This window comes from Nostoc sp. LPT, assembly GCF_017115165.1.
GTDB lineage: Bacteria > Cyanobacteriota > Cyanobacteriia > Cyanobacteriales > Nostocaceae > Nostoc.
On sequence record NZ_JABXKF010000185.1, the window covers coordinates 37,617 to 63,351 of the forward strand.

Here is a 25,735-nt window from a genome sequence, read left to right on the forward strand (position 1 = left end):
ACTCCGTCTTTAACAACAGATGCGATCGCCTTCTCAATCACACTTATAGACTATTATTATCTCTAAGTGTGGTTGAATAATCAAAAGTTATACCCATACCTCAAAAACCATAACATCTCTCGTTATCATATTTCAGAGGAATGAGAGTAAGGTTCAAGCATCATGTACATCCCAAATGCTTTTCGAGAAGATGACATTGAGAAACTTGTCGCCTTCATGCGTGCGAACAGTTTTGCCACATTGGTGTCTATTCTCAATGATGTTCCTGTTGCCTCACATATTCCGCTGGTTGTCACAGTGCAAAATAATGTGGTTAAGCTATCGGGTCATCTTGCCAAACCAAATCCTCAATGGCAGGTCTTTGGCGTAGGCGAGGCACTTGCCGTCTTTACGGGGCCTCATGCTTATATCTCGCCATCTTTGTATGAGAAGCAAGAGAGTGTACCGACGTGGAACTACATCGCTGTACACGCATCTGGTGTGCCCCAAGTTATTACCCTTGGTGATTCGCCGGATTTGATGGATAAGATGATTGAGGATATGATTGACACCTATGGTTCTGAGTATAAATCTCAATGGCATAGCTTATCCGATAACTTTCGTGAAGGAATGATGAACGGCATTATTGGTTTTGAGATGACCATCACGCGACTGGAAGGGAAATACAAACTTAGCCAAAATCGCAGTCATTTTGACCAGAGTAATGTTGCAGATGTGTTGCTACAAAGTACAGAACCAACTGTTCATGCGATCGGTGCTGCTATGAAACAGAATCTTCAAACCAGGGAACAATTGCCAGAGTGAAAACCCGCAGTTTCTAGTCGTGGGGAGAGGTCAAATGAACCTGGAGTATTATCTAACAAGCTTTGGGCATCATACATAACTATATACTCCGCAAACAAATAGTTTGCAATACTTAATATTAGTGAAACTAATAATTAGTTTTTCATGAGATTGTGATTGCCAACACATCTTTTTTTGTATTGATCGTGTAGGCTCATATCTGCTGGGTAAAATTACTAGATAAATTTATGGTAATTCGAGCACCAAGCAGCATAATCCCTAATTCTGCTGTGCTATTAAACTTGCTTACAATTTGGTTATTTGATTTTTGAGCAATTATTAGGTAACTGAACGGTAAGCTTGGTTGCTAGAGAGCATTCCATGATTACATTCAGTACTGACGTAGCCATGTACCAATGGCACGAATAAAAGTGCTAACCCTTGAGATTACTGCTTTTGGGGTGTAGAGAATATAAGAAGAGTAGAGCTAGGTTTCACACTCTCAAATGCAAAGTCCCTTAGGACTACACTCAACACCCTACACCCTGACAAAGGCGAGGTTTCACTTTTTCTTCATGCTATTCACAATATATACAAATCAGCGATACCAGCCATAGAGCTACTGCTAAGGCAATTTTAAGAAAACAAAAAAGCATGAGTACAACACGCAAAATTCGTTTAGGTGCATTCATTCAAGCTACCGGACACCATGTCTCTGCTTGGCGACACCCTGATTCACAAGCAGATGCTGGACTGAATTTCGAGCATTACAAAGAAATTACCCAAACTGCCGAACGCGGCTTATTCGATGCAGTTTTCTTAGCAGACAGTCCAGGAGTCTGGGGCGGCGCTCCAGAAACTCAGCATCGCAATGGTAAAATTGCCCATTTTGAGCCTGTCACCCTCTTTTCAGCCTTATCCTCTGTAACTCAAAACATCGGCTTCATTTCCACCGCTTCGACCACTTATGAAGAACCCTACACCTTGGCACGTAAGTTTGCTTCCCTAGACTACTTGAGTAAGGGTCGGGCCGGGTGGAATGTAGTCACTACAGGCAATGAGAATGCTGCACGTAATTTCGGCCTTGAGCATCACCCGGAACATAGCCAGCGTTATGAACGAGCTGAAGAGTTTGTGGAAGTGGTGAAAGGTCTATGGGATAGTTGGGAAGACGATGCTTTCATCCGTGATAAAGAGTCTGGTATTTATTTTGATCCAGATAAACTACATACACTCAACCACAAAGGCAAATATTTCTCTGTAAAAGGCCCTTTAAACGTTGGTCGTCCGCCCCAAGGCTACCCGGTGATTGTTCAGGCTGGAGCCTCCGAATCGGGACGGGACTTAGCCGCACGCACTGCCGAGGCGATTTTCACTGCCAATCAAACCTTAGCTGATGCTCAGGAATTTTATGCTGATATCAAAGGTAGGCTAGCACAATATGGGCGATCGCCAGACGATCTAAAAATCATGCCTGGTGCTTTCCCAATCATTGGCCGTACCGAATCAGAAGCTCAAGAAAAATACAAATTTCTGCAATCGTTAATCCATCCCGATGTCGCCTGGGGAATTTTAAAGAACTATTACAAAGGTGTGGATTTGTCGAAATATTCTTTAGATGATGTAGCTCCCGAACTACCCAGCGACACCAATACTAACAAAAGTCGTCTCAAACTAGTCAAAGATTTAGCTACTCGTGGCACTCTCACGCTGCGCCAATTGTATCTTTCTCTTGCTACTGCACGAGGTCATCGCACCATACTCGGTACTCCCGAAACCATTGCTGACCAGCTAGAAGAATGGTTCAACAACGGTGCAGCAGATGGCTTTAATATCATGCCACCAATCCTGCCCACAGGATTAGATGAGTTCGTTAACCTAGTCGTTCCCGTCCTCCAAAAACGCGGACTGTTCCGTACTGAATACGAAGGCAGTACCTTGCGTGAAAACCTGGGATTGCGTCGTCCGGCCAATCGTTTTGCCGTTAAACAACTAGATGAAAGATTGGTGTTGGCGTAAATAACTTTTCATATCTGTACTGTGCAGTGCTGTAGCGTAAATGAATTTTTCACGGATGCTTAAGCCATACCTTTTAAATTGCACTTTCTGTAGATCGCCGCCCTACAGAATTTGAAAATTGTGGAGAGACGCGATAAATCGCCCTCTCTACGGGAAATGTATTTGTTAATAGCAGCATTGGATGCTAAAAAAATCCTGTAATTTTTGTGCAGTAGGCAAGGAAAAAACATGACTGAATATAGCCGATTGAAGACCTCACGCTCCGCCGCAATCAGAGCGACCCTTGATTATCCAGTAATCGATACCGATGTTCATACTAATGATTTCACCCCAGCTTTTGAAGATTACATCGCTAAGTACGGTGGCGTGAAACTCGTAGATGAGTTACGTAAGACAGAAGCCTCCCGTCTTAACTCCAAGAGCAACGGTAAAGACTGGTATCAACAAACCCCTGAAGAACGTCAATACAACCGGACAATTCGATCGCCTTGGTGGGCCAGAGTTACCAAAAACACATTGGATCTCGCTACTTATACCCTCCCCGGACTCCTCTATGAGCGTCAGGCAGAGCAAGGATCGGACTATTCGGTGTTGTTTCCGAACAATGTTTTAGCACCGGCTGGAGCGAGTGCAGAGAATCGTCAGGCATTGCAACGTGCGGTTAATCACTATCATGCTGATATTTACCGGAAATATAGCGATCGCTTGACACCGGTAGCTGGCATTCCCTTGACCAATCCCCAAGAAGGTATTGAGGAGCTAGAGTTTGCAGTTAAAACACTGGGGCTTAAAGTGATTAATATCACTGGTGGAGTGAAACGGACAATCAAAGCGATCGCTGATAAATATCCAGCTGATAAATTCCCCGAAATTGCCAAGTACGCTTCTTATATCGACTTCTACGGATTAGATAGTGAATACGACTACGATCCCTTCTGGGCCAAAGTCGTGGAACTGGGAGTACCCGTTACCACCCATTACGGCAGTCAAGGCTGGACTGGTCGTTCCTCCATCAGTAATTACATGAACAACCATATCGGCCACTTCGCCGATGGTTCAGAAGCATTTGCGAAGGCGCTGTTCTTCGGTGGTGTTACCAAGCGTTTTCCGCAGTTGCGTGTAGCAATGCTGGAAGGTGGTGCAGATTGGGGTGCCCGCGTCTACATTCATTTGGTAGATCGGTTCTCCAAGCGCAACGTCAAGGCACTGCAAAACTACAATCCAGCATTGACAAATGCCGATGAGTTGTTTGAAATATTTGAGCGCTACGGTGCAGAAATTACTCAAGGACATTCCCTCGATAAAGATGAATTGACCAAGACTGTACTGGGAGCTTCATTCAGCCGTTTTAGCCGTGTGCCCATTGATAGCGAATTGAATGATTTTGCAGCAGCAGGCATTGAAACCATTGAAGATATCCGCGATCGCTGGGTGAATAGTTTCTTCTTTGGTTCCGAGTCCGACGATCGCACGATCGCTACGGCATTCAATGACAAAGCCAATCCTTTGGGAGTCAAGATCAACGCCATCTATTCCTCTGATGTTGGTCACTGGGATGTGCCAGACTTGACTTCCCCCTTAGCTGAAAGCTGGGATCTCGTGCAAGAAGGCGTCCTGACCGAAGCCGACTTTAAGTCCTATGTATTCGCTAATCCCTACAAGTTTTACACCCAAGCTAACCCCGAATTCTTCAAAGGTACAGCGATCGAATCGAAACTAGGTAACACCGAATTTAAACAAGTAGACAAGAGCCTAGTGGTGGCATGAAGAGTGCTGAGTTCCGAGTGCTGAGTGCTGAGTATTGAGTACTTCTTAATTCACTCAGGACTTAGGACTTAGTGCTGAGTAGGGTAAAAGGCGAGATGAGGGAGCAGAAAAGAAGTTGCAGTAATGTTTTTCTCCTCTGCCCCTCTGCCTCTTGTACCCAATCCCCAAATCAAATTAGGAGTCACAACAATGCCTGTCGAACAACGCTCTCATGACACTAACAATGGTTCCTTGCCTTATCTTTTCTCGCCTGTTTCTGACAATGCCAACAAACCTGCACCCTTAGTACTTTTTCTACACGGAGGACGCGATCGCGGGACGGATTTGAATGTGCTACTGAAATGGGGTCTACCTCGTTTCGTGGATTTATCCGACTCATTACCTTATGTCTTTGCTGCACCCCAAATTCCGGCTGAACAGACTTGGGCAGATCGAGCAGATGATGTGCTTGCTTTGCTTGATGAACTGATCGTTTCTCAGCCTGTCGATCCAGCGCGGGTGATATTGGCTGGGTTCAGCTTAGGTTCGGCGGGGATCTGGCATCTCGCTGCTTTGTATCCCGATCGCTTCGCAGGTCTGATACCTGTGTCTGGACGTGTACCCAAAACATTAGCAGAAAGCGAACTAGCTGCACTCAAAAACATTCCCGTTCAGATATTCCAAGGTGGACAGGACAAAAATCTGCCGATTGAGGATACAGAGAATTTTGTTGAGCGCTTACGCAAAGTAGGGGGGAAAGTTGATTTGACAGTGCTGCCGGAAGGCGATCATTTTATTGCAGATGAAGTATACGGCGATCCGAAGTTGCAGCAGTGGCTAATTTCCCAGAACCGTCGTGAAATTTCTGTAGTTGTCTAATGGATTATGTCTTACGCACCACCCGATCACTGGAATCAAGTCTTCGCTAAATGGAAGGATGCTGGCACCGATCTAGATTGGGGAACCCAATGGACGAAAGTTCACCTTCCGTTCCTCAAGTCCGCCAACGTTAAAACTGTGCTTGACCTTGGTTGCGGGACAGGGAACGACGTGTTACGTCTTGTAAGGCAAGGTTTCACAGTAATTGGTGTGGATTTTTCAGATGAAGCAGTGCAACAAGGACGCGAGAAAGCAAAAAAGCTAGGACTAAGCGCACAGTTTGTAGTTGCGGATATGGCAAAACGTTTGCCTTTTGATAGTGCAACATTGGATGCTGTCATGTCCAATGTTGCCATCCACATGTTTTCAGATCAGATTACACGCCAGTTGTTTAAAGAAATTCGACGAATAGTACGCCCCAACGGATTATTTGTTTTCCATGTTAATTCTACAGAAGACGCTTTAGTTCGGGCAGAACGCCACTTACCCATACGCGAAATCGAGCCAAATTACTTTCTAGAACATGATGGACAAACTATGCATTTTTTCTCTAAAGAATATTTGCTAGACCTTTTATCTGACTGGAAAGATGTAGAGCTAAAACATTACGAAATATTGCATGAGCAAACAGGCAAGCCGTTTAAAAGAGTTTGGTGGGGTAAGGCAATACAGCCTGACTAATCGCCTTGTTCCCAGTCTTAAGAATGGGAATGTATTACCAGAGGGCTGCTGCCTCTGGTAAAGCGTCTGGAAGTTCCGCCTCCAAGCTGGGAACCAGTCAATATATTAATATCTTCAATATCTTCGTGATATGGAAAATAGAATCATGAACATAATGCTTCTTCTCAAGTCAAAACCGAACTTTTTCGCTAAAATTCAGTTGAATTATGTCAGATTCTCGCAAAGAGATCAGAATTTGTTTTATTGGTGAATCTTTTGTCAATGGCACAGGCGATCCAGAGTTTCTGGGTTGGACAGGTAGAGTGTGCCGCAGTGCTGAGTTAAGAGGATACGCTATCACCCATTACAATTTGGGGGTGCGGGCAGAGACGAGTCGGTATCTCAAACAACGTTGGTACTCGGAAGTCTCCTATCGTCTCCCAAGAGAATTTGATGGTCGAGTAGTGTTTTCCTTTGGAGCAAACGATTTAGGATGGGCGGGTAAACAACAAGGAATCGAACTTTCAGAGTCGATCGCAAATGCTCGCAGCATCTTAAGCCAAGCAAAGCAACTCTATCCGATCTTGATGGTTAGTCCGTCACCCTGTGGTGATAATCAAATTCTTGCCAATCTGTCACAGGAATTCGCGTTGGTTTGTAATGAACTAGATGTTCCGTATCTTGATGTGTTTTCTAGTTTGGTGAAGTCACCCATCTGGCTAGCAGAAGCAAAAGCCAATGACGGCGCTCACCCAAAAGCTGATGGTTATGCAGAATTTGCCGCGATCGTCCAAAACTGGGAAGCTTGGTTAAATTGGTTCACACCTTAAAAATGCCGAAATCGGGCTAATCATGGCTTAGTTAATATGTCCTATAGGTTTTTAGTTCTGCGTTAGCGAAGCGGTAGCGACGTTAGGAGCGTCAGCGGGGCGGAACGCACGTCGCATTCTATTTAAAAATTTCCACACTTTCTCAATCAACAACATTTCTATGACCTTACCAACTACTAATCTCGGTAAAACTGGATTGACCGTTTCGCGCCTCTGTCTCGGCACCATGACCTTTGGATTGCAAACCGATGAAGAAACTTCCAGGCACATCCTCGACACTGCTGCTGATGGCGGAATTAACTTTTTGGATACAGCCGACGTTTATCCCCTTGGCGGCGGGCTTGCTACTGCTGGACGCACCGAAGAAATCGTTGGGCGCTGGCTGAAAGGCAAACGCGAACATTTTATCTTAGCTACCAAGTGCGTCGGCCGAGTTGGCCCTGCACCTTGGGATCAAGGGGCTTCGCGGAAACATATTTTGGATGCGATCGATGCTTCCCTGCGGCGGCTGGGAACCGATTACATCGACCTGTATCAGTTGCACTCCGACGATGCCTCCACTCCCCTCGATGAAACTCTGGAAGCATTGGATACAGTGGTTCGTGCTGGCAAGGCGCGCTACATCGGGGTTTCCAACTTCTTAGCTTACCGACTTGCCCGCGCCTTGGGTCGTGCCCAGACGCGCAATTTAACCAGGTTCATCTCTATTCAACCCCGCTACAACCTATTATTCCGCGAAATTGAGCGAGAACTGTTGCCTCTGGCAAAAGAAGAGGGACTGGGTGTAATTTCCTACAATCCCTTGGCGGGCGGTTTGCTGACTGGCAAACACATTCTTGCTCAAGGCCCCACTTCAGGTACGCGTTTTACGCTAGGTGCTGCCGCAGAACGTTATCAAGATCGTTACTGGCACGATCGCGAGTTTAATACTGTCGAAGCTTTACGTACAGTAGCGGATCTCGCCGGATTTTCCCTCACCACCCTAGCGGTGGCTTGGGTTTTATCTAATCCTATTATCACTGCCCCCATTATTGGCGCTAGCCGTCCAGAACAACTTACTGACAACCTCAAGGCACTAGAACTAAAACTTGACGACAATTTGAAACAAAAGTTAGACGACCTAACCGCCGAATACCGAAGAGGAGATTCTCTTCGTTAGTTTCTATTTATAAAAAATGATTTTCATAATTACGAATTACGTTAGCGCAGCACTAGCGATGTAGGAGCGTCATTACGCATTGGTATTAGACGTTTGCAAACCGGAACTTTCATGACAAAAAAGACTAGACAATCCAAATCCTTTCAACGTGCTGCTGATGCACCAGATTTGCCATCAACTCCATTCAGGTTCATTTGCTATTTCGTTAACCAGTTTCGCTAGTGGTATGTGCTAGCAGTTATCTTGGAGATTATACACGCAACCTGTGGCATTATGTTGCCTTATGCCATTGGCGAGATCGTTCGGGGTGTAACGCGATCGACGGGCGACAGCAAACCCATTTTTGATGCGATGAGGCAGCCTCTGATGCTGTTCATCGGCTTGAGTGTGGGTGAAGTAGTATTTGGGCGCTCGGCTGGACTCTTGCAGACGATTCTCCATCCGATTCATCGACAGCACATTGTGCGATCGCTATATGCCTACTTACAACACCATTCGCATCGCTACTTAAGCAGCAGTTTTTCTGGGGCATTAGCACATCGAATTAGCGAAACTTCTCTGGGTGTTACCCAGACGATGCAAATGATGATTACTGAATTTATGCCAGTAATTGTTGTGTATGCCGTTGCCACAACGATACTGTATCGCGCCTATCCTCCGCTAGCTGCACTCGTGGGGATATGGGCAGTTCTCTTTATCAGTATTTCGTTCTGGCTGGCAACTCGCTGCCGAATTTACTCCCGGAAAGCCGCAGCCGCCAGAAGTGAGACAACTGGTATCATCGTAGATGCGGTAACAAATCTCACCAGTAGCCGATTGTTTGCCCGCTTCGGTTTTGAACGACGCTATTTGAATGAGCAATTAAGGCGCGAAATCAAAGAGGTAAGAAAGTCCAACTGGTACTCGGAGCGAATTCGCTGGTTTCAGTTCATCTCAGCAGCCATTCTGAAAATCAGCACCCTGTATTACTCGCTCTCTCTCTGGAGTCAAGGAAAGATCGCTACTGCTGACTTCGTTGTAGCAACCAGTCTATCGCTGTTGATTATTAGTGAAGCCCGCACTTTGAGCCGCCGCTTTCTGGAATTTTTTGAACATGTCGGTAATGTCGCCAATGGTGTCTTTATCATCATTCAACCGCACGAGTTGGTTGATCGCGAGAAGGCGATCGCCCACTCAATCACTCAAGGTAAGATTGAGTTTCGACGGGTAAATTTCAACTACACAGAAGAGAAGAAAGTTTTCAACAACCTTTGTGTCACCATCCAACCGGGACAGCGTATCGGATTGGTGGGCTTGTCCGGCTCTGGAAAATCCACCTTTGTCAATCTGATTCTGCGTTTGTTTGACCCACAATCTGGACAGATTATCATTGATGGGGTCGATATTCGAGACATGACTCAGGATGCCTTACACGCTCAGATCAGTTTGATTCCTCAAGATCCGTCTCTGTTTCATCGCACTTTGCTGGAAAATATTCGTTACGGACGCCTAGATGCAACCGATCAGGAAGTAATAGAGGCTTCACGAAAGGCTCATGCTCACGATTTCATCGTCCAAAGTAAGGATGGTTACAATTCTCTGGTGGGCGAACGTGGTGTCAAGTTGTCTGGAGGACAGAGACAGCGCATTGTGATTGCGCGGGTAATCCTCAAAGATGCGCCGATTCTGATTTTAGATGAAGCCACCTCCAGTCTCGATTCAATCACCGAAAAAGCGATCCAGGATACCCTCGACTTAGCAATGAATGGGAAAACGGTGATCGTGGTAGCTCATCGATTATCTACCATCGTTCATCTAGATCGGATTCTGGTGTTCGACAAAGGTCGGATTATCGAAGATGGTTCCCACGCCAACCTGCTGGCACTCGGCGGCGCTTACTACAGATTATGGAAAATGCAAGCAGGTGGATTTCTACCGGAAAATCTTGACGAGGAACGCATACGCGAGGTTCGTACTGGCACAGATAGCGTCGAAGAGGGAATGATCGCTTGACATTTGCCGCTACTTGAGGTTTATTTGCAAATTCAATTCAAGAAAATACAGATGCGATCGCTTCCTTAAGAGGAGCAACGTAAAAAAGTGAGATTATAGTTAATGCAACTTGACCAAGAATTATTTCATCAAATTTATTACCGATTTTATCAGCAACTTGTCTGTGAGATACCATAAAGCTAGATTCTTAAGGAGTACAAATATGACTCCAGCATCAAATGGGCAAGTTTCAATTATTCGTACCGAGCGTGGGCTAACAATTTCAGGCACACGCATCACTTTGTATGACGTGATGGACTATGTGACAGAGCAGTACCCACCCAAGTTTATCCGTGCGATGCTCAACCTCACAGATGAACAAGTGCATTGTGCGCTATCTTACATTGATGCACATCGTGCCGAAATTGAAGCAGAGTATCAATTCGTTCTTAAGGAAACTGAGGAACTGCGGCAATATTACGAGGAGCAAAATCGCGAGCTGATTGCTCGCATTGCTGCAAAACCTCCAAGACCAGGTACAGAAGCAATTCGAGCAAAGCTTCGAGCAGAACGAACCAAGCTTGAATCACAAGGATGAACCTTCTGATTGATCATAATTTACGAGGACATTCTATTGTCTTAGCAGGTAGCCTTGCAGCAAGCGGCTGGCTTGACTTAATTGCTATTCGTTTTGTCTTATTTGAAGAAGTTGGGTTAGAGCTCAATAGTGACGATCGCGTTGTTTGGCGCTGTGCTCAAGCTAACAAGATGATTTTACTAACTGCTAACCGAAGCATGAAAGGAAAAAACTCGTTGGAACAAGTGATGCGCGAGGAGAATACCCCGACATCGCTTCCTGTTATTACGATAGGAAATATTGATCGGTTGCTTGCTGAACCAGAGTATCGGAATCGCTGCGTTAATCACCTGGTTAATATTATAGTTGACATTGAAGACTATCGAGGCGCAAGGCGAATTTTCATTCCGTGATGCGGTTGAGATCAAGTAATTGTATGATGACTTCAGGAATTGCAAAATCAAGTATTGTAGTCACCAATAGGCGATGGCATCTTCTCAAGAGTGTGATCGCATCAATGCTTCTGACAAAAAGGGGCTATAATGCTTTATTTGTCGTCATCAAGAAAAAGATTATATGAAAACTTTCCGTATAATAAATAGTTAGGCGTATATTGACCCAAGTAAAACCAACAAAGAAATATTATGAAAAATAAACCTTCAGCGCTTTTTGGCTTTTTAGTCTCTGGAGGCGGGATAATTCCATACTCAGAAGAAACAATAAGTTTTTTAGCTTCAGGTTACAAATGCCCCAATTGTAGTCATCGAATATTAGATCGAATATTAGGAGGTTGGTCGGGGTTAAACTCATACTCGACAGATGGGAAGAAACTAAACTACTGGCGAGTGGCACCCTTATTCCCTGACTTGGTAGAATGTCCAAAGTGCTATTACCGTTGGAAGTTCCTTCGTGATTCTCAAACCATTACTAACGACAGTAGTTCAGTTGAGAATCCGCAATCACAGCAGATTAATTCTATAAAAACAGATCAACCAAACTTCACGATACACTTAGAGCAAGAATCTGAAAGAAACCGGACAAGCAGTGAGACCGTATTTGTACCTCCTGGTGTCAAAATAACAGTGAAACGTTCGCGTACTGTTGAGCATACAGTGGATATTTCTTGGGGTGAGTTAAAGGGTAGAAGCCTCGATTTAGGGCTTAAAGACATTTTCGGCATATCGATTAAGGGTGAAATAGAAAAAAAAAGAGGACGCAGCTATAAAGAATCTCAGACGAGCGAATACGAAGTTGAGTTAAATGGTGAAAAGGTAAGTCAATATAACTTAGTCTGGACAGATATCTGGTGCAAAGGTTTCATTGAACTCACTAGAAATAATACGATTCAAATGTTCCCCTTTCGTTTCCGGGATAGTTCAGAATTGGAAGTCATACCAGTAGAAAAAAATTGATCTGCAAAACAGCTTAACAACCCTGTTGGAGCGAATTGTAGGGAGAGAGTTGGGTCTCTCTCTTCTTTTAGGAACGGAACTTTGAATTTTCCCCCTTTCCAATGCAATAAGGGGTTTTATTCCTCAATCAACTCAAAATTCACCCGTTCGTAAATATCACGCAAGGCAATTTGAAAATCGATAGAATCTAAAACTAAAACTGCCTCTTCACCTTCATATTCCTTAAAAATCCACTGTCCTTCTGCTTGCTTGGCAAATTGTTCCACAGCAAAAGTATACTGGTCAATCATAATATATTCTTGAAAACCAGGAATTGAACGATAATATTTAAACTTATCTGTTTTCAGTTATAGCAGGGGACTGGGTTAAAAGTGAAGTATAAAAGCTAGTTGCTTCTATCATCTCCAGTGATCGCGGCATAATAAAAACTAAACCTTAAAATTCTGAAGTAGGCAATGGATACTACCGATAATTCTCCGATGGATGATGGGTCATCAGCAGATTTGATTTCTGTCGCAGAGTTACAGCAACAGCTTAATGACTTACTCCAGCAACTATCTCCAGAACGATTACAGGTGCTGACTGATTTTGCTGCTTATTTGGCAAATGCTGAAAGCGAAGCTGCAACCCAAGAACTTTTGGCAATTCCTGGATTGTTAGAGCGAGTTAAGCACTCATCAGTAACGCCTAAAGCCCAATACACCGCCTGGAGAACTCTTCGCTCTGATGTATGAAGTTATTCTTCATCCCGATGTTCAAGAAGTTTATGTCAATGCTGACAAAGCTTTTGCTAAGAAAATTGCCCGATGTTTGCAGCAGCTAGAACAAACTCCTCGATCGCACCCCAACATTAAAGCCCTGAAGGGAGATTATACAGGCTACTATCGCTACAGAATTGGGGATTACAGAGTCATTTATTTTATAGACGATGAAGTTGTGCAGGTACTTGTTATGGCGCTCGCTCATCGCAGTGAGGTATATGAATCATAAAGGTGATCGCTTAATCAATTCATCGCGGCGATCAAAAGAGCGATCGCATTCCCATTCTGTTCACAATATCTGTTTTATTAGGGGCGATCGCATACCCTGGATTGCGGAAATATCGGACGCGATAGATTTACGAGACGCTTACAAGATGCGATGAATCGCGTCTTTACAAGGGATTGCTGCTTTCACATTTCGCTTATGTTTTGGCTGGAAAAAGTATTTTTCTTTCCTACTTTCCATCTTTCACTTTCTCTTGTTGATGCCAAGCTTGATAAAAAGCTGGGTAGGGCATACTTTGGGCGCACTTCCAGATAACTTTGTAGCAAATATCAAATTGCTCAAAGTCATTTTTGTAAATTTCTGGTGATAAGTAATCCTTCAATACGGTGACAACACTCGGCATCTGTTCCTCTAACATAATTTTCCCTAAGCTTTCTGCTACTAGCCTTCGGGTAGAATCATCCAGTTGTGGATTGCCGATTAACTCCACCAAAGCAGCGATCGCTTTTTGGTTGCCAGAGCCAATTTCCCTTAAGCTTTGTGCCGCATGCATTCGGGCAAAATAATCCAGTTGTGGTTTCTCGATTAACTCGATTAAGGCAGCGATCGCTTTTTGGTTGCCTGGGTCAATTTTCCCTAATCTATCTGCCGCTAGGCTTCGGGTATCATCATCCAGTTGTGGTTTGCCGACTAACTCCACCAAAGCATCAATCGCTTTTTGGTCGCCAGAGCCAATTTCCCCTAAGCTATATAACGCTTGCATTCGGGTATCATCATCCAGTTGTGGTTTGCCGATAAACTCCACCAAAGCATCAATCGCTTTTTGATTGCCTGGGTCAATTTTCCCTAAGTTTTCTGCCGCTAGCAATCGGGTATCATCATCCAGTTGTGGTTTACCGATTAACTCCACCAAAGTATCAATCGCTTTTTGGTTGCCTGAGCCAATTGCCCCTAAGCTATATGCCACCGCTGCTCTTTGGGTATCATTATCCAGTTGTGGTTTGCTGATTAACTCCACCAAAGTATCAATCGCTTTTTGGTTGCCAGAGCCAATTTCCCTTAAGCTTTCTACCGCTTGCCTTGCGGTAAACTCATCCAGTTGTGGTTTGGCGATTAACTCCACCAAAGCATCAATTACTTTTTGGTTGCCTGAGCCAATTTGCCCTAAGCTATATGCCGCTTGCATTCGGGTATGATTATCCAGTTGTGGTTTGCCGATTAATTCCACCAAAGCATCAATCGCTTTTTGGTTGCCAGAGTCAATTTGCCCTAAGCTATATGCCGCTTGCCTTCGGGTAGAATTATCCAGTTGTGGTTTGGCGATTAACTTCACCAAAGCATCAATTGCTTTTTGGTTGCCAGAGCCAATTTCCCCTAAGCTTTCTACCGCTTGCTTTTGGGTATCATCATCCAGTTGTGGTTTGCCAATTAACTCAACCAAAGCATCAATTACTTTTTGGTTGCCAGAGCCAATTTTCCCTAAGCTTTCTACCGCTTGCTTTCGGGTATCATCATCCAGTTGTGGTTTGGCGATTAACTCCACCAAAGCATCAATTGCTTTTTGGTTGCCAGAGCCAATTTCCCCTAAGCTTTCTACCGCTTGCTTTCGGGTATCATCATCCAGTTGTGGTTTGGCGATTAACTCCACCAAAGCATCAATTGCTTTTTGGTTGCCAGAGCCAATTTCCCCTAAGCTATATAACGCTTGCATTCGGGTATCATCATCCAGTTGTGGTTTCTCGATTAACTCGATTAAGGCAGCGATCGCTTTTATGCGATTTGTTTGAGGTAGTGTTGTCATTGCTCCTTCTGCAATTGGTTCGATAAATTTCACCCACTCCTTTTGTTCAACTTCAAACTTACCAAAGCCGAATTTAACGATTTCCGCCACAATAGCATCTGCGTTGCAAGAATTTTTCCACTCATCAACCGCAGCAGCAGCAAGAAAATAAGCGCGAAACTCGTAAAAGTATTCTGCGCACCCATCATCAAATTCCATCAACGCCTGAATAAACTCTTCCTTCTCCTTACTCCTCACATCCTCACGTCCCAACCACAGCAAAATCACCTCTTTCCACTGCGGGGCAAAAATGCGATAAATGCCTAGCGCAGGGTTGTCGGGAACATGATTCAGAAACTCGTGCCAATCATCAACTGCCAAAGCTGCAAAATATTCCTCAAATGTGGGATGGTAGAAAGCGTAAACTTTCTCTTTTGTTGCTGATTCCGCAGCGATTCCAACTTCATTTAGCCATCCCAACTTTAACGCTAACCAAAATAAAGAATTTTGCTGTTTTGCATCACCTAATTCCTCACGTACAAACTTATGTCGTAGCCGAAATCGTGACGTTTCTTGGTCGATTGCCCGTTTTGCCAAACGTCCCAACGCTGCGTTTAATTCCTCTTGCTGCTGTTCGGTGGTAGGGAAGCGGTTTTCTTTCCACTTGTAAAACTCTTCCATAAATTGCTGATAAAGTCCGGCTTTAGTTTCCGGTAAACCTTTGTCGGAACCTTGCCAAGTGCTACACAACAGCGCTAACCGCAAAGGATTTTTAACTAAATCTTGGATGCGCTGACGTTCAGCTTTATCTAATTCCTGCCATAATCTTTCCCCTTTGTCTGCATCCTTGTTGTGAAACCAACGCCGAATAAACTCTTGCACTTGTTGCGGATATTCAAAATTGAGTAACCGATATGTCTCAAACTTTTCTAAAGCGCCCGCGTTTGCTTCCCAAACATTCACCCGACAAGTCAGCACAACCAGCGCATTTTTCACCCATCCCGTTAACTGCTGGGAAATCTCAGTTAATGGTTGGAGTGAAGACATTTCATCTGCTGCATCCAACAACAACCACACACGATTATTCTTGAATAAATCTGCAAAAGCGTTTTCTTGTTCTTCTTTTACACGCACTAGTTCTAAAGCATTCTTCAGCCAATCTTGCAACAGATATTCTTCTAACTTCTTTCCTTGCAAGTCTGCCAAAGAAATCCAAATTGGTAAACCCAGATTGTTGTCTAATATCCAAAAAGCTATAGTTTGCAACTGAGTAGTTTTTCCCGCACCCGGTTCCCCAATTAAAGCGATGCGTTGTCCTTGAGTTTTACCAACACCATTACGGATAATTTGCTCTAAAAAAGCCTGATGTTCAAATCGCTGCTTCTCTTCATAACTCGGTTCGTAAAGCCGCGAACCTTGTTCTGGGGAAATATTTTCGCTGTACTTCTTCGGTTTGTTACGCTCCACCAATGCTAAAGGGACATGAATTGCCTCTAACTCAAATTTCATCTCATCATCAGCAAACAGCAACTCATTTGTGGTGAGACGCTTGTGCTTTTCCAGCATAGCGCCGCAGATTTCTTGCCAATCAACACCCTGAGATTTTTCTTTCGGAGTCTTGGGAACTTTAGCAGAGTTGTTTTTTTGAGCTTCTCGGCATTTATCCCATTCCCCGCCTTGCTTAAACAACCAATTGAGGTTTTCTTTTTTATCGATGCTGGGAAACTTGAGCGCGAAAAGCCAAACTTTTGAGTTTGTTCTAGTTTTGGCGTTGGTTTGTCCGCGTTTATCCTCAATAATTTTCAGACTTATCAGACAGTTGAGCGCATTCCTAATTGCTTCAGGCTCTAAGCTGTTGTTATAACTCTTCGTCAGTTCTGCCAGTCCTTCTAGTGTAGAATGCGTTACCCATAACTCAGTACCCGCTTGCCAATCGGCTTTACAGTCTTTTGATTCTTCCGAATTTTCCACAAATGACAGTAAAGCACGCAGCAATATTTCTGCTTGTTTTCTACCAGCATCGTAGCTAAGATTCCGCCCCTTCCGCTCCATGTAAGTACCGTCATCGAAAAGAAAAAATTTTCCAAAAAGTTCTGTGCTTTCCCAAGCCAGACATCTTTCCCAAGCACCCTATGTAGATTTTAAACGGCTTTTAATCAGCGCTTGGGAAATTTACTTGTCAATTAATCCCAACCTTAACCTCGATTTTCTTCAGGTGAGGTAAATAAATGAAAACTCAGCGCAAGCAAAGCCAAAGCACTCGTCAAAAGCTTTATCGTCAAATCATTACGGTGTTGTTATTAATACAAACAATGCTAATTGGCGTAAATGCCGAAAACCGCCTTCAGCAAGGAGACTCACCAATCGAGGTTTTAATCTGGATGATTAACCAGTGTATCCCAGTCCTGAAACAAGCTAGCAGTTTGCAAGAAAAACAGAAAAAGAGCCTGTTACCCAAACATCACCGTTCTGAGGATCAATAATATCACAAGCCCCTCTTTGCTCGGTCGAATTACCCCCCTTAATCCCCCCTTTCCAAGGGGGGAAACAAGAAATCCTGTTCCCTCCCCTTTTCAAGGGGAGGGTTAGGGTGGGGTAAAACCTTGGTTAATCAGCTATTTCAGACTTGTATGTACACCGTAGCCTTATTCTTGGGGTGGGCTTCTTTGGGTTGAATAAGTAATCAAGCGGACAAGTCTATTCGTTCAGAACATAAGTCCATTGGTTCCCAACACAAGTCTATTCGTTCAAAACACAAGTCCATTGGTTCCCAACACAAGTCTATTGGTTCCCAACACAAGTCCATTGGTTCCCAACACAAGTCCATTCTCAACCATTTGTTGTGTAGCGTCGTGTAATTACTGAGCTAGCAACTCAATCTTATTATAAAAAACACCCTTTTTTGCAAGTTTTACTGAACCACTACATTGCTCCATTGAGACACTCTAGAAAGATAACTTTAGTAAAAGGTGTGCATTGATGCCACGCAAAAAAAGAAGTTCTAACGTGCTAGAAAAAACCGAACAGAGAGTAATTGGATTTAAATCAATTGATTCTAGCCTCGACTTTGGTGATTCTATCAGTGTAAATCATTTAACCCAGTTAACCGGGCAGCTTCGCAACCAGATTGACCAATATAATATGATGTTAACCGCCCTTGACACAGCAAAGGCAGAAATAGAAACCCTTGAAAAGACCATTCGCGAAACTTCAGAACGCTTAGTTAGTGGTGTAGTGTTGAAGTATGGCAAAGACAGCCGGGAATACGAAATGACAGGCGGAGTACGCAAAAGCGATCGCATTCGTAAAGCCACTATCACCCGGTTAAAATCGACCACAGACTCAAAAGCGGCTTCTACACAGACGGCTTAACAATTCAAAATTCACGCATTCACGCATTCAAACATTTTAGACATTTTCAGACGGGGATTTAAGCCCCGACTGAAAATGAAAAGGAGGCGGAGTGTCCGAAGCTCTGCGCTACCTGTAGAGGTAGGGGTCTTAAACCCTTTGATTTACGATAATGAGCAATAAGTAGGCATCATTCACGGTGAATGATGCCCATTGCTTGGTGTAGGCTAGCAAAAACCGCAGGCATCGCACGATCGCAGTTTTATTCCTCAATCAACTCAAAATTCACCCGTTCATAAATATCACGCAAGGTAATTTGAAAATCGATAGAATCTAAGACTAAAACTGCTTCTTCACCTTCATATTCCTTAAAAATCCATTGTCCTTCTGCTTGCTTGGCAAATTGTTCCACAGCAAAACTATACTGGTCAATCATAATATATTCCTGAAAACCAGAAATTGAACGATAATATTTAAACTTATCTGTTTTGTCATAATTTTTAGTTGAATTTGATAAGACTTCAACAATTAATAAGGGATTAGTAATAGTTGTTGTACCTGTTCCCTCATAAATAGGCTTACCTTTGATGACTATAACATCAGGATAAGTATAAAGACGATAACGAGGGATTGATAATTTCACATCCCCTATGTAAATCTCATATTCTTGTCCTTGCACTGTCAGGGGAAATTTTTTATAAAAATTACCTGCAATTTTGTTGTGGTTGGTTGTTCCCCCTGTCATCGGTATAATTTCTCCATCTATGTATTCATTTTTATATTCAGCCTTCTCTTCTAATTCCAAATATTCTTCAGGGGTGTAGTGCTTTTGTGTTTGTAAAACCATATTAATTAACTCACCAAATGGGGGAATGGTTCTGTTATCAATAGCGTAACGTACCCGAAAGATAGCGAAAATAAATATTTTTGTTATACAAATACGATTGCAGACAATGTAACAATAGCGATCGCAAGCCAATACTTTTAGCCATACCCACCAGTGAACCCCCCTACCAATATCTCTGCACAAACTCAGAATCGCAAAGCCGATCACATTCGCATCTGTTTAGAAGAAGACGTTCAGTGCGATAAAATCACCAATGGACTGGAACGTTATCGTTTCACCCATTGTTGCTTACCCGAACTCAACCACAACGATATTGATATCAGTACAACTTTTCTGGGAAAAAACCTTGACGCACCCTTGTTAATTTCTTCCATGACTGGCGGAACAGAACAAGCCGCGATTATTAACCAACGTTTGGCCCAAGTCGCACAACACTACAAAATTGCAATGGGTGTCGGTTCCCAGCGAGTAGCGGTGGAAAAGCCCCAGGTGGCTGATACTTTTGCTGTTCGCAAGTATGCCCCTGACGTTCTACTACTTGCAAACTTGGGGGCTGTGCAACTTAACTACAAGTACGGCTTAGATGAATGTTTGCGCGTAGTTGATATTTTAGAAGCTGATGCTTTGATTTTACACATTAACCCTTTACAAGAGTGCATTCAACCCAAAGGTGATACTAATTTTCGGGGTTTACTTGACAAAATCTCTACATTATGCTCAAAATTGCCAGTACCAGTGATTGCAAAGGAAGTTGGTAACGGTATTTCAGCAGCGATCGCACAAAAACTTCTTGCCGCTGGGGTAGCAGCAATTGATGTCGCGGGTGCGGGAGGTACTTCTTGGGCAAAAGTAGAAAGCGAACGGGCAGAAAATCCATTGCAGCGTCGCTTAGGGAGGACGTTTGCCGATTGGGGTTTACCGACAGCAGAGTGCATTACAACTATTAGAGCGATCGCCAAAGATGTGCCCTTAATTGCTTCAGGAGGTTTGCGTCATGGATTGGATGTTGCAGCTGCGATCGCCTTGGGAGCAGATATAGCTGGTTTAGCAATGCCTTTCTTGCAAGCAGCAGCAACATCAGAGACAGCAGTTACGGAACTCACTGAGGTATTAATCGCCGAAATCACTACAGTCTTATTTTGCACTGGCAACACCACCTTGTATCAGTTAAAGCACTCTGGCAGTTTACAGCGCATAGAATAAGTAAATAGGTCATTAGTCATTAGTCATTTGTCATTTGTCATTTGTCATTTGTAAATGCCCAATGCCCCTCAAGAGTGCTGAGTCATGAGTGCTGAGTGCTGAGTTGGAAATCTCGCTTCTTTACTCAGGACTGGGAACTCGGAAAAGAGGAACTGTTTTGCCCAATGCCCAATTCCCAATAACATAACTAATAACTAATGCGTAATTTTATCAAACAAACTTTTGCTAGTTTAGTTGGCACTTTACTAGGACTAATTATTTTCGCTGGTCTGGGAACCACTGGACTGTTCTTGCTGATATTGGCTGCTAGCTCCTCTAAAGATACCGGGCCAAATGTGAAAGATAAGTCAGTGCTGGTTTTTGACTTGTCAATGAAAATTACTGATGGCGAACCTAGTTCAGGCGAACTGTTTCAAAACACAATATCAGGTGTGGATGAAGATAGAATGGCACTCCGCAAAGTTGTGGAAACTTTGGAAAAGGCGCGGCGCGATCCGCGCATTATCGGGGTCTATGTGGATGCAACGAACACAAGCCAAACTGGTAGCGTCGGCTATGCCTCTCTGAAAGAAATTCGGAAAGCGCTAGAGGAGTTTCGCGCTGCGGGGAAAAAGATTGTCGCTTATGGCAGTGATTGGAGTGAAAAGGAATATTACCTTAGTTCAGTGGCAGATTCCATTGTCCTTAATCCTCTGGGGATGATGGAAGTCAACGGTTTGAGTTCACAACCAATGTTCTTAGCGGGAGCATTGCAGAAATATGGTATTGGTGTTCAAGTCGTGCGGGTAGGGAAATTTAAAGGAGCTGTTGAACCGTTTATCCTCACAAAATTGAGTCCAGAAAACCGCGAACAAACTCAGAAATTGTTGGATGATGTTTGGGGAGAGTGGCGCACTGCTGTGGGCGCAAGTCGGAAAATTGAGCCTGATAAATTGCAGGCGATCGCAGATAATCAATCCTTACTAGAAGCCACACAAGCCAAAACTAGAGGTTTAGTCGATCGAGTACAATACCCCGATGAAGTTGTCGCTGACCTGAAAAAGTTGACAAATAGCGATAAAGAAGACAAAACATTCCGACAAATTAGCCTGAATAGCTACGCCCAAGTTTCTGGTAAATCTCTGGGTGTAGAACGTAACTCCAAAAATCAAATCGCCGTTGTTTATGCTGAAGGCGAGATTGTCGATGGCAAAGGAGAAGATGGGCAAGTAGGAGGCGATCGCTTTGCGAAAATCTTCAACAAACTACGACAAGATAAAGATGTGAAGGCTGTTGTATTACGAATTAATAGTCCTGGTGGTAGTGCTACCGCAGCCGAAGTCATGCAGCGAGAAGTGAAATTAACTCGTGAGGTAAAACCAGTTGTGGTGTCAATGGGTGATGTCGCCGCCTCTGGTGGTTATTGGATTGCTAGCGACTCTAATCGCATTTTTGCAGAACCAAATACGATTACAGGCTCCATAGGGGTGTTTGGGATCTTATTTAATGGGGAAAAGCTGGCTAATGATAATGGTATTACTTGGGATTCGGTGAAAACCGCACGCTATGCTGATAGTCAAACAGTTTCGCGTCCGAAATCGCCTCAAGAGTTAGAAATTTATCAGCGCAGTGTTAACCGTATTTATAATATGTTTCTGAATAAAGTTTCTCAAGGTCGGAAACTCCCAGAACAAAAAGTAGCAGAAATTGCCCAAGGAAGGGTTTGGTCGGGTGTGGCGGCCAAAGAAATTGGTTTGGTGGATGAAATTGGTGGTTTGAATACTGCGATCGCATACACTGCCAAGCAGGCGAAACTAGGAGAAGACTGGGAAGTGCAAGAATATCCTCGCACTAGCAGTTTCAGAGAACGCTTTTTTGGGCGTGCAACAGAAGAGGTGCGGACTGCTTTAGGGATTGAGGGGACGCAACTCAAATCAGTCAATCCCCTCACCGCTGAATTCCAAAAATTGCAACAGGAAGTAGAGATTTTACAAAAGATGAACGATCCACAGGGGGTTTATGCCCGCTTGCCTTTCAACTTGAAGATTGAGTAGATATTTTTTTGAGCATCAGTGGGCAAAAAGTCAATACAGTTCAGACAAACCCAAAACGCAGATTGTAGAGACGCGATTTATTGCGTCTTGAAAGACCAATTACCTACACCAATAACCCTTAACCCAAGTGTATTAGGCAAAACTTACCGAATACTAATTTGTGAAACTAGTTTTGAGGCTTTGTAGTCAGGATTTTAGTATTGAGAAAATAAAGACCAAAGTCCTTACTATGAAATTGTTTACCCATAACTTTAAAGACAGACCAGTACAGCGAGGCCCATAAGTTTGCCTCATCAGCCATAAACCAGCTGACATTTACTGCCCGGATGTGTAAAGTAGTTGAGAGTCAACTACAAATTTCCAACCTTAGACAGAATTTTAGATTTGGAATTTTGCTGAAGCAGCCTGGTTAAACACTGGCTCAAGTATGGAAAAATCTAAAATTTTTTATCTAGATCAAGTGTATTTACATACCAAGCCACTTTAAAGTCTAAAATACAAAATTGAGTAAAACATCCATCTATGGCTAGAAAAACACAACGTCTTTTGCTGCTAATTGTTTCTTGTAGTATCACTGGTGTAATTTTAGGAGGTACTGCTGGTTGGGCAGAAAGTAATCTCTGCTTGGATGACAGTAAGGTTACAAGTGAGTGCCTAACCCAAGATCCATTTCAAAAAACTATCCAAGGAATGAGTACTGGATTGTTAGCTGGGGCTGGGGCCGCTTTTGGTGCAGTCTGGCAGTTACGGAATGAAGATTGAGCATGAACTACCACTAACCCGAAACTTCGGGTTAGATTAGGTTTCTGTATTAATTAGCCAGTGCCTCCACTTTGAGGGTCAATCATCCTGATTTATATGGCTTTGGAAGAATACCGATCTATTAATGCACGAGCAAATTTCTGTTGTTGTTCAGCTAGATATTGAGGAGAGATGAACTGAGCATTGCCCATGAAGCGGTACACCCAGCGACAAAACTCCTCCAGCGATCGCTTAGGCAATTTAACAATGTAATCTACGTAAGCAAATTTGCCATCTTTTCCCTTTGGTCCTGGTTTGATATCTTGCTTAGGATGTCGTTTCTCGCCTTCTTGAATAAATTCCATAACTTCAGGAAAAAATCGAACTTGCACTTGCACAAGCTCTAGTTCTCCACAAATCTCCCGTCGCTGATCTTCTCTTGAACCCAACTTCAACCCCCAACCTGCTCTTAAGAGCCGATGAGCGACATGCAAGCTTTTCCATTGGATATTTGACCCTCGGCCTTTGCTATCCAGCAGCTTAAAGTGATCGCTAAAGCGATCAATACGTGATACTACAAGATGACCATCCTTGTAGTTCTCCTGCAATAAATACCAGGCAATGTCTGCATAAATCAGTTGTAAGGGGTAAACTTGCTCATATCCGGTTTTTTCGGGATTGTAAGGATTACGATAGCGATAAAGCTCAACTGCTTGCCCTTTAACGATTGCGGCTTCAAGTGCATCTAGTTTTTCAAATAGTGTGCCTCGGCTTTGATATTTGCCCTTGGCCATCATTTCTTGTGGATCGGTGTAGACAATAACTCGGTTTAATTGGGTTCTCACCGGATAAAACATCTCATCTTTCAGGTTTAACCCCCGTAATCGTTGCGTTAGTCTTTTATAAATCTGGTTAATTTGAGGGTCTTCCTGATACCTTGCCTGAGAGTGTAGGGCATTGAGGGCAACTTGTAATTCTTCCCAATTCATTGCTGCTGTGCCAATATAGTAACCCCATCGGTAAGGTCGCCGATCTAAAAGCCCATAGCGGCGAAGAGTCTTCAAATCACTTTGGATGGTATGACGCGAATAAAGGGGTAGCTCTACATTCAATTCACTTGCTACTTTCTGGAGGTACAATTGTACTAATTGCAATTTATGATGAGATTTCTCAGAGTTAGATTGCATGGAATCAATATAACCAACCCCTGGGTAGCGGAGCAACGTAGCAATTAAAAGTAAAAGTCGCTCGAAGGCAGGAAGACCAGCATAAGAATGCTTCATAAACTATATTTCACTCAGAAATGTCAATAATAAGAAAGTATTAGCCTGTAATTTCTAAAAAGTTTAAAACTTTTGCTAAGTATAGCTCCTAAAGATTTCACTCTATAGCCTCCAATACTGCCAAATAGTCGCGCTCTATCTAAATCTCTTTGTAAGATGCAGTTCAAATAGAGTTTTGGAGACTAAATAATATGCAGACCTGTCCTTCTTGCCAACATTCTTTGACTGCCAATGGGTTTTACTGTTCTAATTGTCTTCAACAGATTCGATGTAAAAACTGTAGTGAAATGCTTCTTCCTGGTGCAAAAGGATGTGTAATGTGTGGAACCCCAATAGATGAAGGGCATAACGGATCGGCATCAAGCAATGGGGGTAGTCTACCTTCTGTAATCAACACATTAAAATTCGTTGAAACCAGCAAAGGTTACTCACGCGAGATTCAGGCTGCTCTGAGCAACGAAGTAGGTATTAGCTGGGGTGGTGCTGCGATCGCGGCGATCGTTGGTGGGCAAATGACACCAGGAAAACCACCTAATGGTCGTCCTGTGATTCGTGATTTCAGTAATGCCGAACCTCAACAACTTTCCTTATTCAACGACGAATCCAGCGATGAGAACAATAAATCTACAATTGATACAGTTGCTCAACTTGCTGCTGCTAATGGAATTGATGCTGACAAATTAAAACAGATTTTCCGACACAACGGTGAACAACTACAGCTAATGGAAACGCGGCTTAAAGCTGCAAACAGGTTAGATGCTGGACGTAGGCTGACCTATCTGGTTCTCTTGTACTCATTGGATGTTGATGGACGAGAGGAAGTTCCTCGCGCTGAGTTGAATGAGACTCTCAAAAGCGTCAGATTGTATGACAACAATACCGCTACATGGATTGGCAAGAGTGCTGACTTGATTGTTGAGAGAGATATGATTGGGCTGCGACTGTCGGGACAAGAACAAGCGCGAAAAGTTCTTGCACAGGTGCTTGATCGCTCAATAGAAGACAAGTGGAATTTAACTACAGGTTCAGGTTCGCGAAGCTCGAAGTCCAGTGCCAGAAGCGACGAGGATTCAGAGAATTCTACAAAGAATGGCAAGCGCAAGAATAATGGATTTTCCAAAGAAGTGGAGTCTTGGGTAGCAAGTTGGAAATTACTTGCCTTGAACATTAATTTTCATGCAACCATTAAAGATTGCACAGTAACACAGAAGGGATTGTTTGGCTTGTGGGCAATCGGCAAGGCAACAAGCAATTCTGAGATAGTGGTTTCAAGCTACAAACTAAAGCAGTTTCTGTATTTGGGATTTGGCATCAAGATAGATGAGCGTCATTTAGAACGCACTTTACAAGCAGCTTCAGGACAAGGAAGTTTGATTAAAGTGCAAAGTGGCTTCCAATTACTACCTCCAGGCTTGGCTGGGGAGCATCCCAGTTTTTTGCAAAGAGGGGGAAAATCAGTCAGGATAAGTAAGAC

Annotated in this window: 24 protein-coding genes and 1 pseudogene; 20 read left to right on the top strand and 5 right to left on the bottom strand. The window is 43.5% G+C overall.

Annotation, left to right across the window (positions count from 1 at the left end):
* The first annotated feature begins 162 nt into the window (after window positions 1-162).
* The 8 genes and pseudogenes from HWQ58_RS37250 to HWQ58_RS37285 all read left to right on the top strand — a co-directional run bounded on the left by HWQ58_RS37250 (window position 163) and on the right by HWQ58_RS37285 (window position 10,068).
* Window positions 163-804, top strand: a complete 642-nt coding sequence (locus HWQ58_RS37250; RefSeq protein ID WP_292873706.1) for an FMN-binding negative transcriptional regulator — start codon at window positions 163-165, stop codon at window positions 802-804.
* Between the two features lie 633 nt (window positions 805-1,437).
* Entirely contained in the window at window positions 1,438-2,802 is a 1,365-nt protein-coding gene (locus HWQ58_RS37255) for an LLM class flavin-dependent oxidoreductase (protein ID WP_292873708.1), read from the top strand.
* A gap of 228 nt (window positions 2,803-3,030) precedes the next feature.
* Entirely contained in the window at window positions 3,031-4,569 is a 1,539-nt protein-coding gene (locus HWQ58_RS37260) for an amidohydrolase family protein (RefSeq protein WP_292873710.1), read from the top strand.
* Window positions 4,570-4,758: 189 nt separating this feature from the next.
* On the top strand, window positions 4,759-5,427 hold the full coding sequence (locus HWQ58_RS37265; protein WP_292873712.1) for a dienelactone hydrolase family protein: 669 nt from the start codon (window positions 4,759-4,761) through the stop codon (window positions 5,425-5,427).
* Between the two features lie 6 nt (window positions 5,428-5,433).
* Complete coding sequence (locus tag HWQ58_RS37270) at window positions 5,434-6,108, top strand: class I SAM-dependent methyltransferase (RefSeq protein ID WP_292873714.1); 675 nt, start codon at window positions 5,434-5,436, stop codon at window positions 6,106-6,108.
* 206 nt (window positions 6,109-6,314) lie between these two features.
* Complete coding sequence (locus HWQ58_RS37275; RefSeq protein ID WP_292873716.1) at window positions 6,315-6,917, top strand: GDSL-type esterase/lipase family protein; 603 nt, start codon at window positions 6,315-6,317, stop codon at window positions 6,915-6,917.
* A 160-nt stretch (window positions 6,918-7,077) separates the two neighbouring features.
* Window positions 7,078-8,076: an aldo/keto reductase gene (locus tag HWQ58_RS37280; RefSeq protein ID WP_292873718.1), complete on the top strand. Its 999-nt coding sequence runs from the start codon at window positions 7,078-7,080 to the stop codon at window positions 8,074-8,076.
* Window positions 8,077-8,187: 111 nt separating this feature from the next.
* A pseudogene (locus HWQ58_RS37285) lies at window positions 8,188-10,068 on the top strand (ABC transporter ATP-binding protein).
* Between the two features lie 37 nt (window positions 10,069-10,105).
* Here HWQ58_RS37285 and HWQ58_RS37290 read toward each other — a convergent pair.
* Complete coding sequence (locus tag HWQ58_RS37290) at window positions 10,106-10,243, bottom strand: hypothetical protein (protein WP_292873720.1); 138 nt, start codon at window positions 10,241-10,243, stop codon at window positions 10,106-10,108.
* A 27-nt stretch (window positions 10,244-10,270) separates the two neighbouring features.
* Here HWQ58_RS37290 and HWQ58_RS37295 point away from each other — a divergent pair, with 27 nt between their 5' ends.
* From HWQ58_RS37295 to HWQ58_RS37305, 3 genes are all read left to right on the top strand, one after another.
* On the top strand, window positions 10,271-10,645 hold the full coding sequence (locus HWQ58_RS37295; RefSeq protein WP_292873722.1) for a DUF433 domain-containing protein: 375 nt from the start codon (window positions 10,271-10,273) through the stop codon (window positions 10,643-10,645).
* Window positions 10,642-11,037: an ACP S-malonyltransferase gene (locus tag HWQ58_RS37300; protein WP_292873724.1), complete on the top strand. Its 396-nt coding sequence runs from the start codon at window positions 10,642-10,644 to the stop codon at window positions 11,035-11,037. The genes HWQ58_RS37295 and HWQ58_RS37300 overlap by 4 nt, the downstream gene beginning before the upstream one ends.
* 231 nt (window positions 11,038-11,268) lie before the next feature.
* Window positions 11,269-12,036 carry a hypothetical protein gene (locus tag HWQ58_RS37305; RefSeq protein WP_292873726.1) on the top strand — a complete coding sequence of 256 codons (768 nt, stop codon included), beginning with the start codon at window positions 11,269-11,271 and terminating at the stop codon, window positions 12,034-12,036.
* A 116-nt stretch (window positions 12,037-12,152) separates the two neighbouring features.
* Here HWQ58_RS37305 and HWQ58_RS37310 read toward each other — a convergent pair whose 3' ends face one another.
* A complete protein-coding gene (locus HWQ58_RS37310) occupies window positions 12,153-12,326 on the bottom strand; it encodes a hypothetical protein (RefSeq protein WP_366839324.1) in 174 nt (57 codons plus the stop codon).
* Between the two features lie 165 nt (window positions 12,327-12,491).
* Here HWQ58_RS37310 and HWQ58_RS37315 point away from each other — a divergent pair, with 165 nt between their 5' ends.
* The 3 genes from HWQ58_RS37315 to HWQ58_RS37325 are packed head-to-tail and all read left to right on the top strand — an operon-like array spanning window position 12,492 to window position 13,180.
* Window positions 12,492-12,770 carry a hypothetical protein gene (locus HWQ58_RS37315; RefSeq protein ID WP_292873728.1) on the top strand — a complete coding sequence of 93 codons (279 nt, stop codon included), beginning with the start codon at window positions 12,492-12,494 and terminating at the stop codon, window positions 12,768-12,770.
* Complete coding sequence (locus HWQ58_RS37320) at window positions 12,763-13,026, top strand: type II toxin-antitoxin system RelE/ParE family toxin (RefSeq protein ID WP_292873730.1); 264 nt, start codon at window positions 12,763-12,765, stop codon at window positions 13,024-13,026. Before HWQ58_RS37315 ends, HWQ58_RS37320 begins: the two co-directional genes overlap by 8 nt.
* Window positions 13,016-13,180: a hypothetical protein gene (locus HWQ58_RS37325; RefSeq protein WP_292873732.1), complete on the top strand. Its 165-nt coding sequence runs from the start codon at window positions 13,016-13,018 to the stop codon at window positions 13,178-13,180. The genes HWQ58_RS37320 and HWQ58_RS37325 overlap by 11 nt, the downstream gene beginning before the upstream one ends.
* A 72-nt stretch (window positions 13,181-13,252) precedes the next feature.
* On the opposite strand, the gene HWQ58_RS37330 is transcribed toward HWQ58_RS37325, so the two are convergent.
* Window positions 13,253-16,855, bottom strand: a complete 3,603-nt coding sequence (locus HWQ58_RS37330) for a HEAT repeat domain-containing protein (protein WP_292873734.1) — start codon at window positions 16,853-16,855, stop codon at window positions 13,253-13,255.
* 176 nt (window positions 16,856-17,031) lie between these two features.
* On the opposite strand from HWQ58_RS37330, the gene HWQ58_RS37335 reads away from it, so the two are divergent.
* Together HWQ58_RS37335 and HWQ58_RS37340 are read left to right on the top strand one after the other, a co-directional pair.
* Complete coding sequence (locus tag HWQ58_RS37335) at window positions 17,032-17,286, top strand: hypothetical protein (RefSeq protein WP_292873736.1); 255 nt, start codon at window positions 17,032-17,034, stop codon at window positions 17,284-17,286.
* A 496-nt stretch (window positions 17,287-17,782) separates the two neighbouring features.
* The gene (locus HWQ58_RS37340) at window positions 17,783-18,175 is read left to right on the top strand and encodes a hypothetical protein (protein WP_292873738.1); all 393 of its coding nucleotides are present in this window, start codon (window positions 17,783-17,785) and stop codon (window positions 18,173-18,175) included.
* 241 nt (window positions 18,176-18,416) lie between these two features.
* Here HWQ58_RS37340 and HWQ58_RS37345 read toward each other — a convergent pair whose 3' ends face one another.
* Window positions 18,417-19,001 carry a Uma2 family endonuclease gene (locus tag HWQ58_RS37345; protein WP_292873740.1) on the bottom strand — a complete coding sequence of 195 codons (585 nt, stop codon included), beginning with the start codon at window positions 18,999-19,001 and terminating at the stop codon, window positions 18,417-18,419.
* A 153-nt stretch (window positions 19,002-19,154) separates the two neighbouring features.
* On the opposite strand from HWQ58_RS37345, the gene fni reads away from it, so the two are divergent.
* The 3 genes from fni (at window position 19,155) to HWQ58_RS37360 (ending at window position 22,999) form a co-directional block, all read left to right on the top strand.
* On the top strand, window positions 19,155-20,204 hold the full coding sequence (gene fni / locus HWQ58_RS37350; RefSeq protein ID WP_292873742.1) for a type 2 isopentenyl-diphosphate Delta-isomerase: 1,050 nt from the start codon (window positions 19,155-19,157) through the stop codon (window positions 20,202-20,204).
* Window positions 20,205-20,401: 197 nt separating this feature from the next.
* On the top strand, window positions 20,402-22,237 hold the full coding sequence (gene sppA, locus HWQ58_RS37355; protein WP_292873744.1) for a signal peptide peptidase SppA: 1,836 nt from the start codon (window positions 20,402-20,404) through the stop codon (window positions 22,235-22,237).
* A 522-nt stretch (window positions 22,238-22,759) separates the two neighbouring features.
* Window positions 22,760-22,999: a hypothetical protein gene (locus HWQ58_RS37360; protein ID WP_292873746.1), complete on the top strand. Its 240-nt coding sequence runs from the start codon at window positions 22,760-22,762 to the stop codon at window positions 22,997-22,999.
* 92 nt (window positions 23,000-23,091) lie between these two features.
* Here HWQ58_RS37360 and HWQ58_RS37365 read toward each other — a convergent pair whose 3' ends face one another.
* On the bottom strand, window positions 23,092-24,261 hold the full coding sequence (locus HWQ58_RS37365) for a YafY family protein (RefSeq protein ID WP_292873748.1): 1,170 nt from the start codon (window positions 24,259-24,261) through the stop codon (window positions 23,092-23,094).
* 317 nt (window positions 24,262-24,578) lie between these two features.
* Here HWQ58_RS37365 and HWQ58_RS37370 point away from each other — a divergent pair.
* The coding region (locus tag HWQ58_RS37370) for a hypothetical protein (protein WP_292873750.1) at window positions 24,579-25,735 on the top strand (1,157 nt) is incomplete at its 3' end.

Excerpts from the sequence above, each read along its gene's own strand:
- HWQ58_RS37250 (WP_292873706.1), top strand. The coding sequence starts at position 163 with ATGTACATCCCAAATGCTTTTCGAGAAGATGACATTGAGAAACTTGTC.
- HWQ58_RS37255 (WP_292873708.1), top strand. The coding sequence starts at position 1,438 with ATGAGTACAACACGCAAAATTCGTTTAGGTGCATTCATTCAAGCTACC.
- HWQ58_RS37260 (WP_292873710.1), top strand. The coding sequence starts at position 3,031 with ATGACTGAATATAGCCGATTGAAGACCTCACGCTCCGCCGCAATCAGA.
- HWQ58_RS37265 (WP_292873712.1), top strand. The coding sequence starts at position 4,759 with ATGCCTGTCGAACAACGCTCTCATGACACTAACAATGGTTCCTTGCCT.
- HWQ58_RS37270 (WP_292873714.1), top strand. The coding sequence starts at position 5,434 with ATGTCTTACGCACCACCCGATCACTGGAATCAAGTCTTCGCTAAATGG.
- HWQ58_RS37275 (WP_292873716.1), top strand. The coding sequence starts at position 6,315 with ATGTCAGATTCTCGCAAAGAGATCAGAATTTGTTTTATTGGTGAATCT.
- HWQ58_RS37280 (WP_292873718.1), top strand. The coding sequence starts at position 7,078 with ATGACCTTACCAACTACTAATCTCGGTAAAACTGGATTGACCGTTTCG.
- HWQ58_RS37290 (WP_292873720.1), bottom strand. The coding sequence starts at position 10,243 with ATGGTATCTCACAGACAAGTTGCTGATAAAATCGGTAATAAATTTGAT.
- HWQ58_RS37295 (WP_292873722.1), top strand. The coding sequence starts at position 10,271 with ATGACTCCAGCATCAAATGGGCAAGTTTCAATTATTCGTACCGAGCGT.
- HWQ58_RS37300 (WP_292873724.1), top strand. The coding sequence starts at position 10,642 with ATGAACCTTCTGATTGATCATAATTTACGAGGACATTCTATTGTCTTA.
- HWQ58_RS37305 (WP_292873726.1), top strand. The coding sequence starts at position 11,269 with ATGAAAAATAAACCTTCAGCGCTTTTTGGCTTTTTAGTCTCTGGAGGC.
- HWQ58_RS37310 (WP_366839324.1), bottom strand. The coding sequence starts at position 12,326 with ATGATTGACCAGTATACTTTTGCTGTGGAACAATTTGCCAAGCAAGCA.
- HWQ58_RS37315 (WP_292873728.1), top strand. The coding sequence starts at position 12,492 with ATGGATACTACCGATAATTCTCCGATGGATGATGGGTCATCAGCAGAT.
- HWQ58_RS37320 (WP_292873730.1), top strand. The coding sequence starts at position 12,763 with ATGTATGAAGTTATTCTTCATCCCGATGTTCAAGAAGTTTATGTCAAT.
- HWQ58_RS37325 (WP_292873732.1), top strand. The coding sequence starts at position 13,016 with ATGAATCATAAAGGTGATCGCTTAATCAATTCATCGCGGCGATCAAAA.
- HWQ58_RS37330 (WP_292873734.1), bottom strand. The coding sequence starts at position 16,855 with ATGGAGCGGAAGGGGCGGAATCTTAGCTACGATGCTGGTAGAAAACAA.
- HWQ58_RS37335 (WP_292873736.1), top strand. The coding sequence starts at position 17,032 with ATGAAAACTCAGCGCAAGCAAAGCCAAAGCACTCGTCAAAAGCTTTAT.
- HWQ58_RS37340 (WP_292873738.1), top strand. The coding sequence starts at position 17,783 with ATGCCACGCAAAAAAAGAAGTTCTAACGTGCTAGAAAAAACCGAACAG.
- HWQ58_RS37345 (WP_292873740.1), bottom strand. The coding sequence starts at position 19,001 with ATGGTTTTACAAACACAAAAGCACTACACCCCTGAAGAATATTTGGAA.
- sppA (WP_292873744.1), top strand. The coding sequence starts at position 20,402 with ATGCGTAATTTTATCAAACAAACTTTTGCTAGTTTAGTTGGCACTTTA.
- HWQ58_RS37360 (WP_292873746.1), top strand. The coding sequence starts at position 22,760 with ATGGCTAGAAAAACACAACGTCTTTTGCTGCTAATTGTTTCTTGTAGT.
- HWQ58_RS37365 (WP_292873748.1), bottom strand. The coding sequence starts at position 24,261 with ATGAAGCATTCTTATGCTGGTCTTCCTGCCTTCGAGCGACTTTTACTT.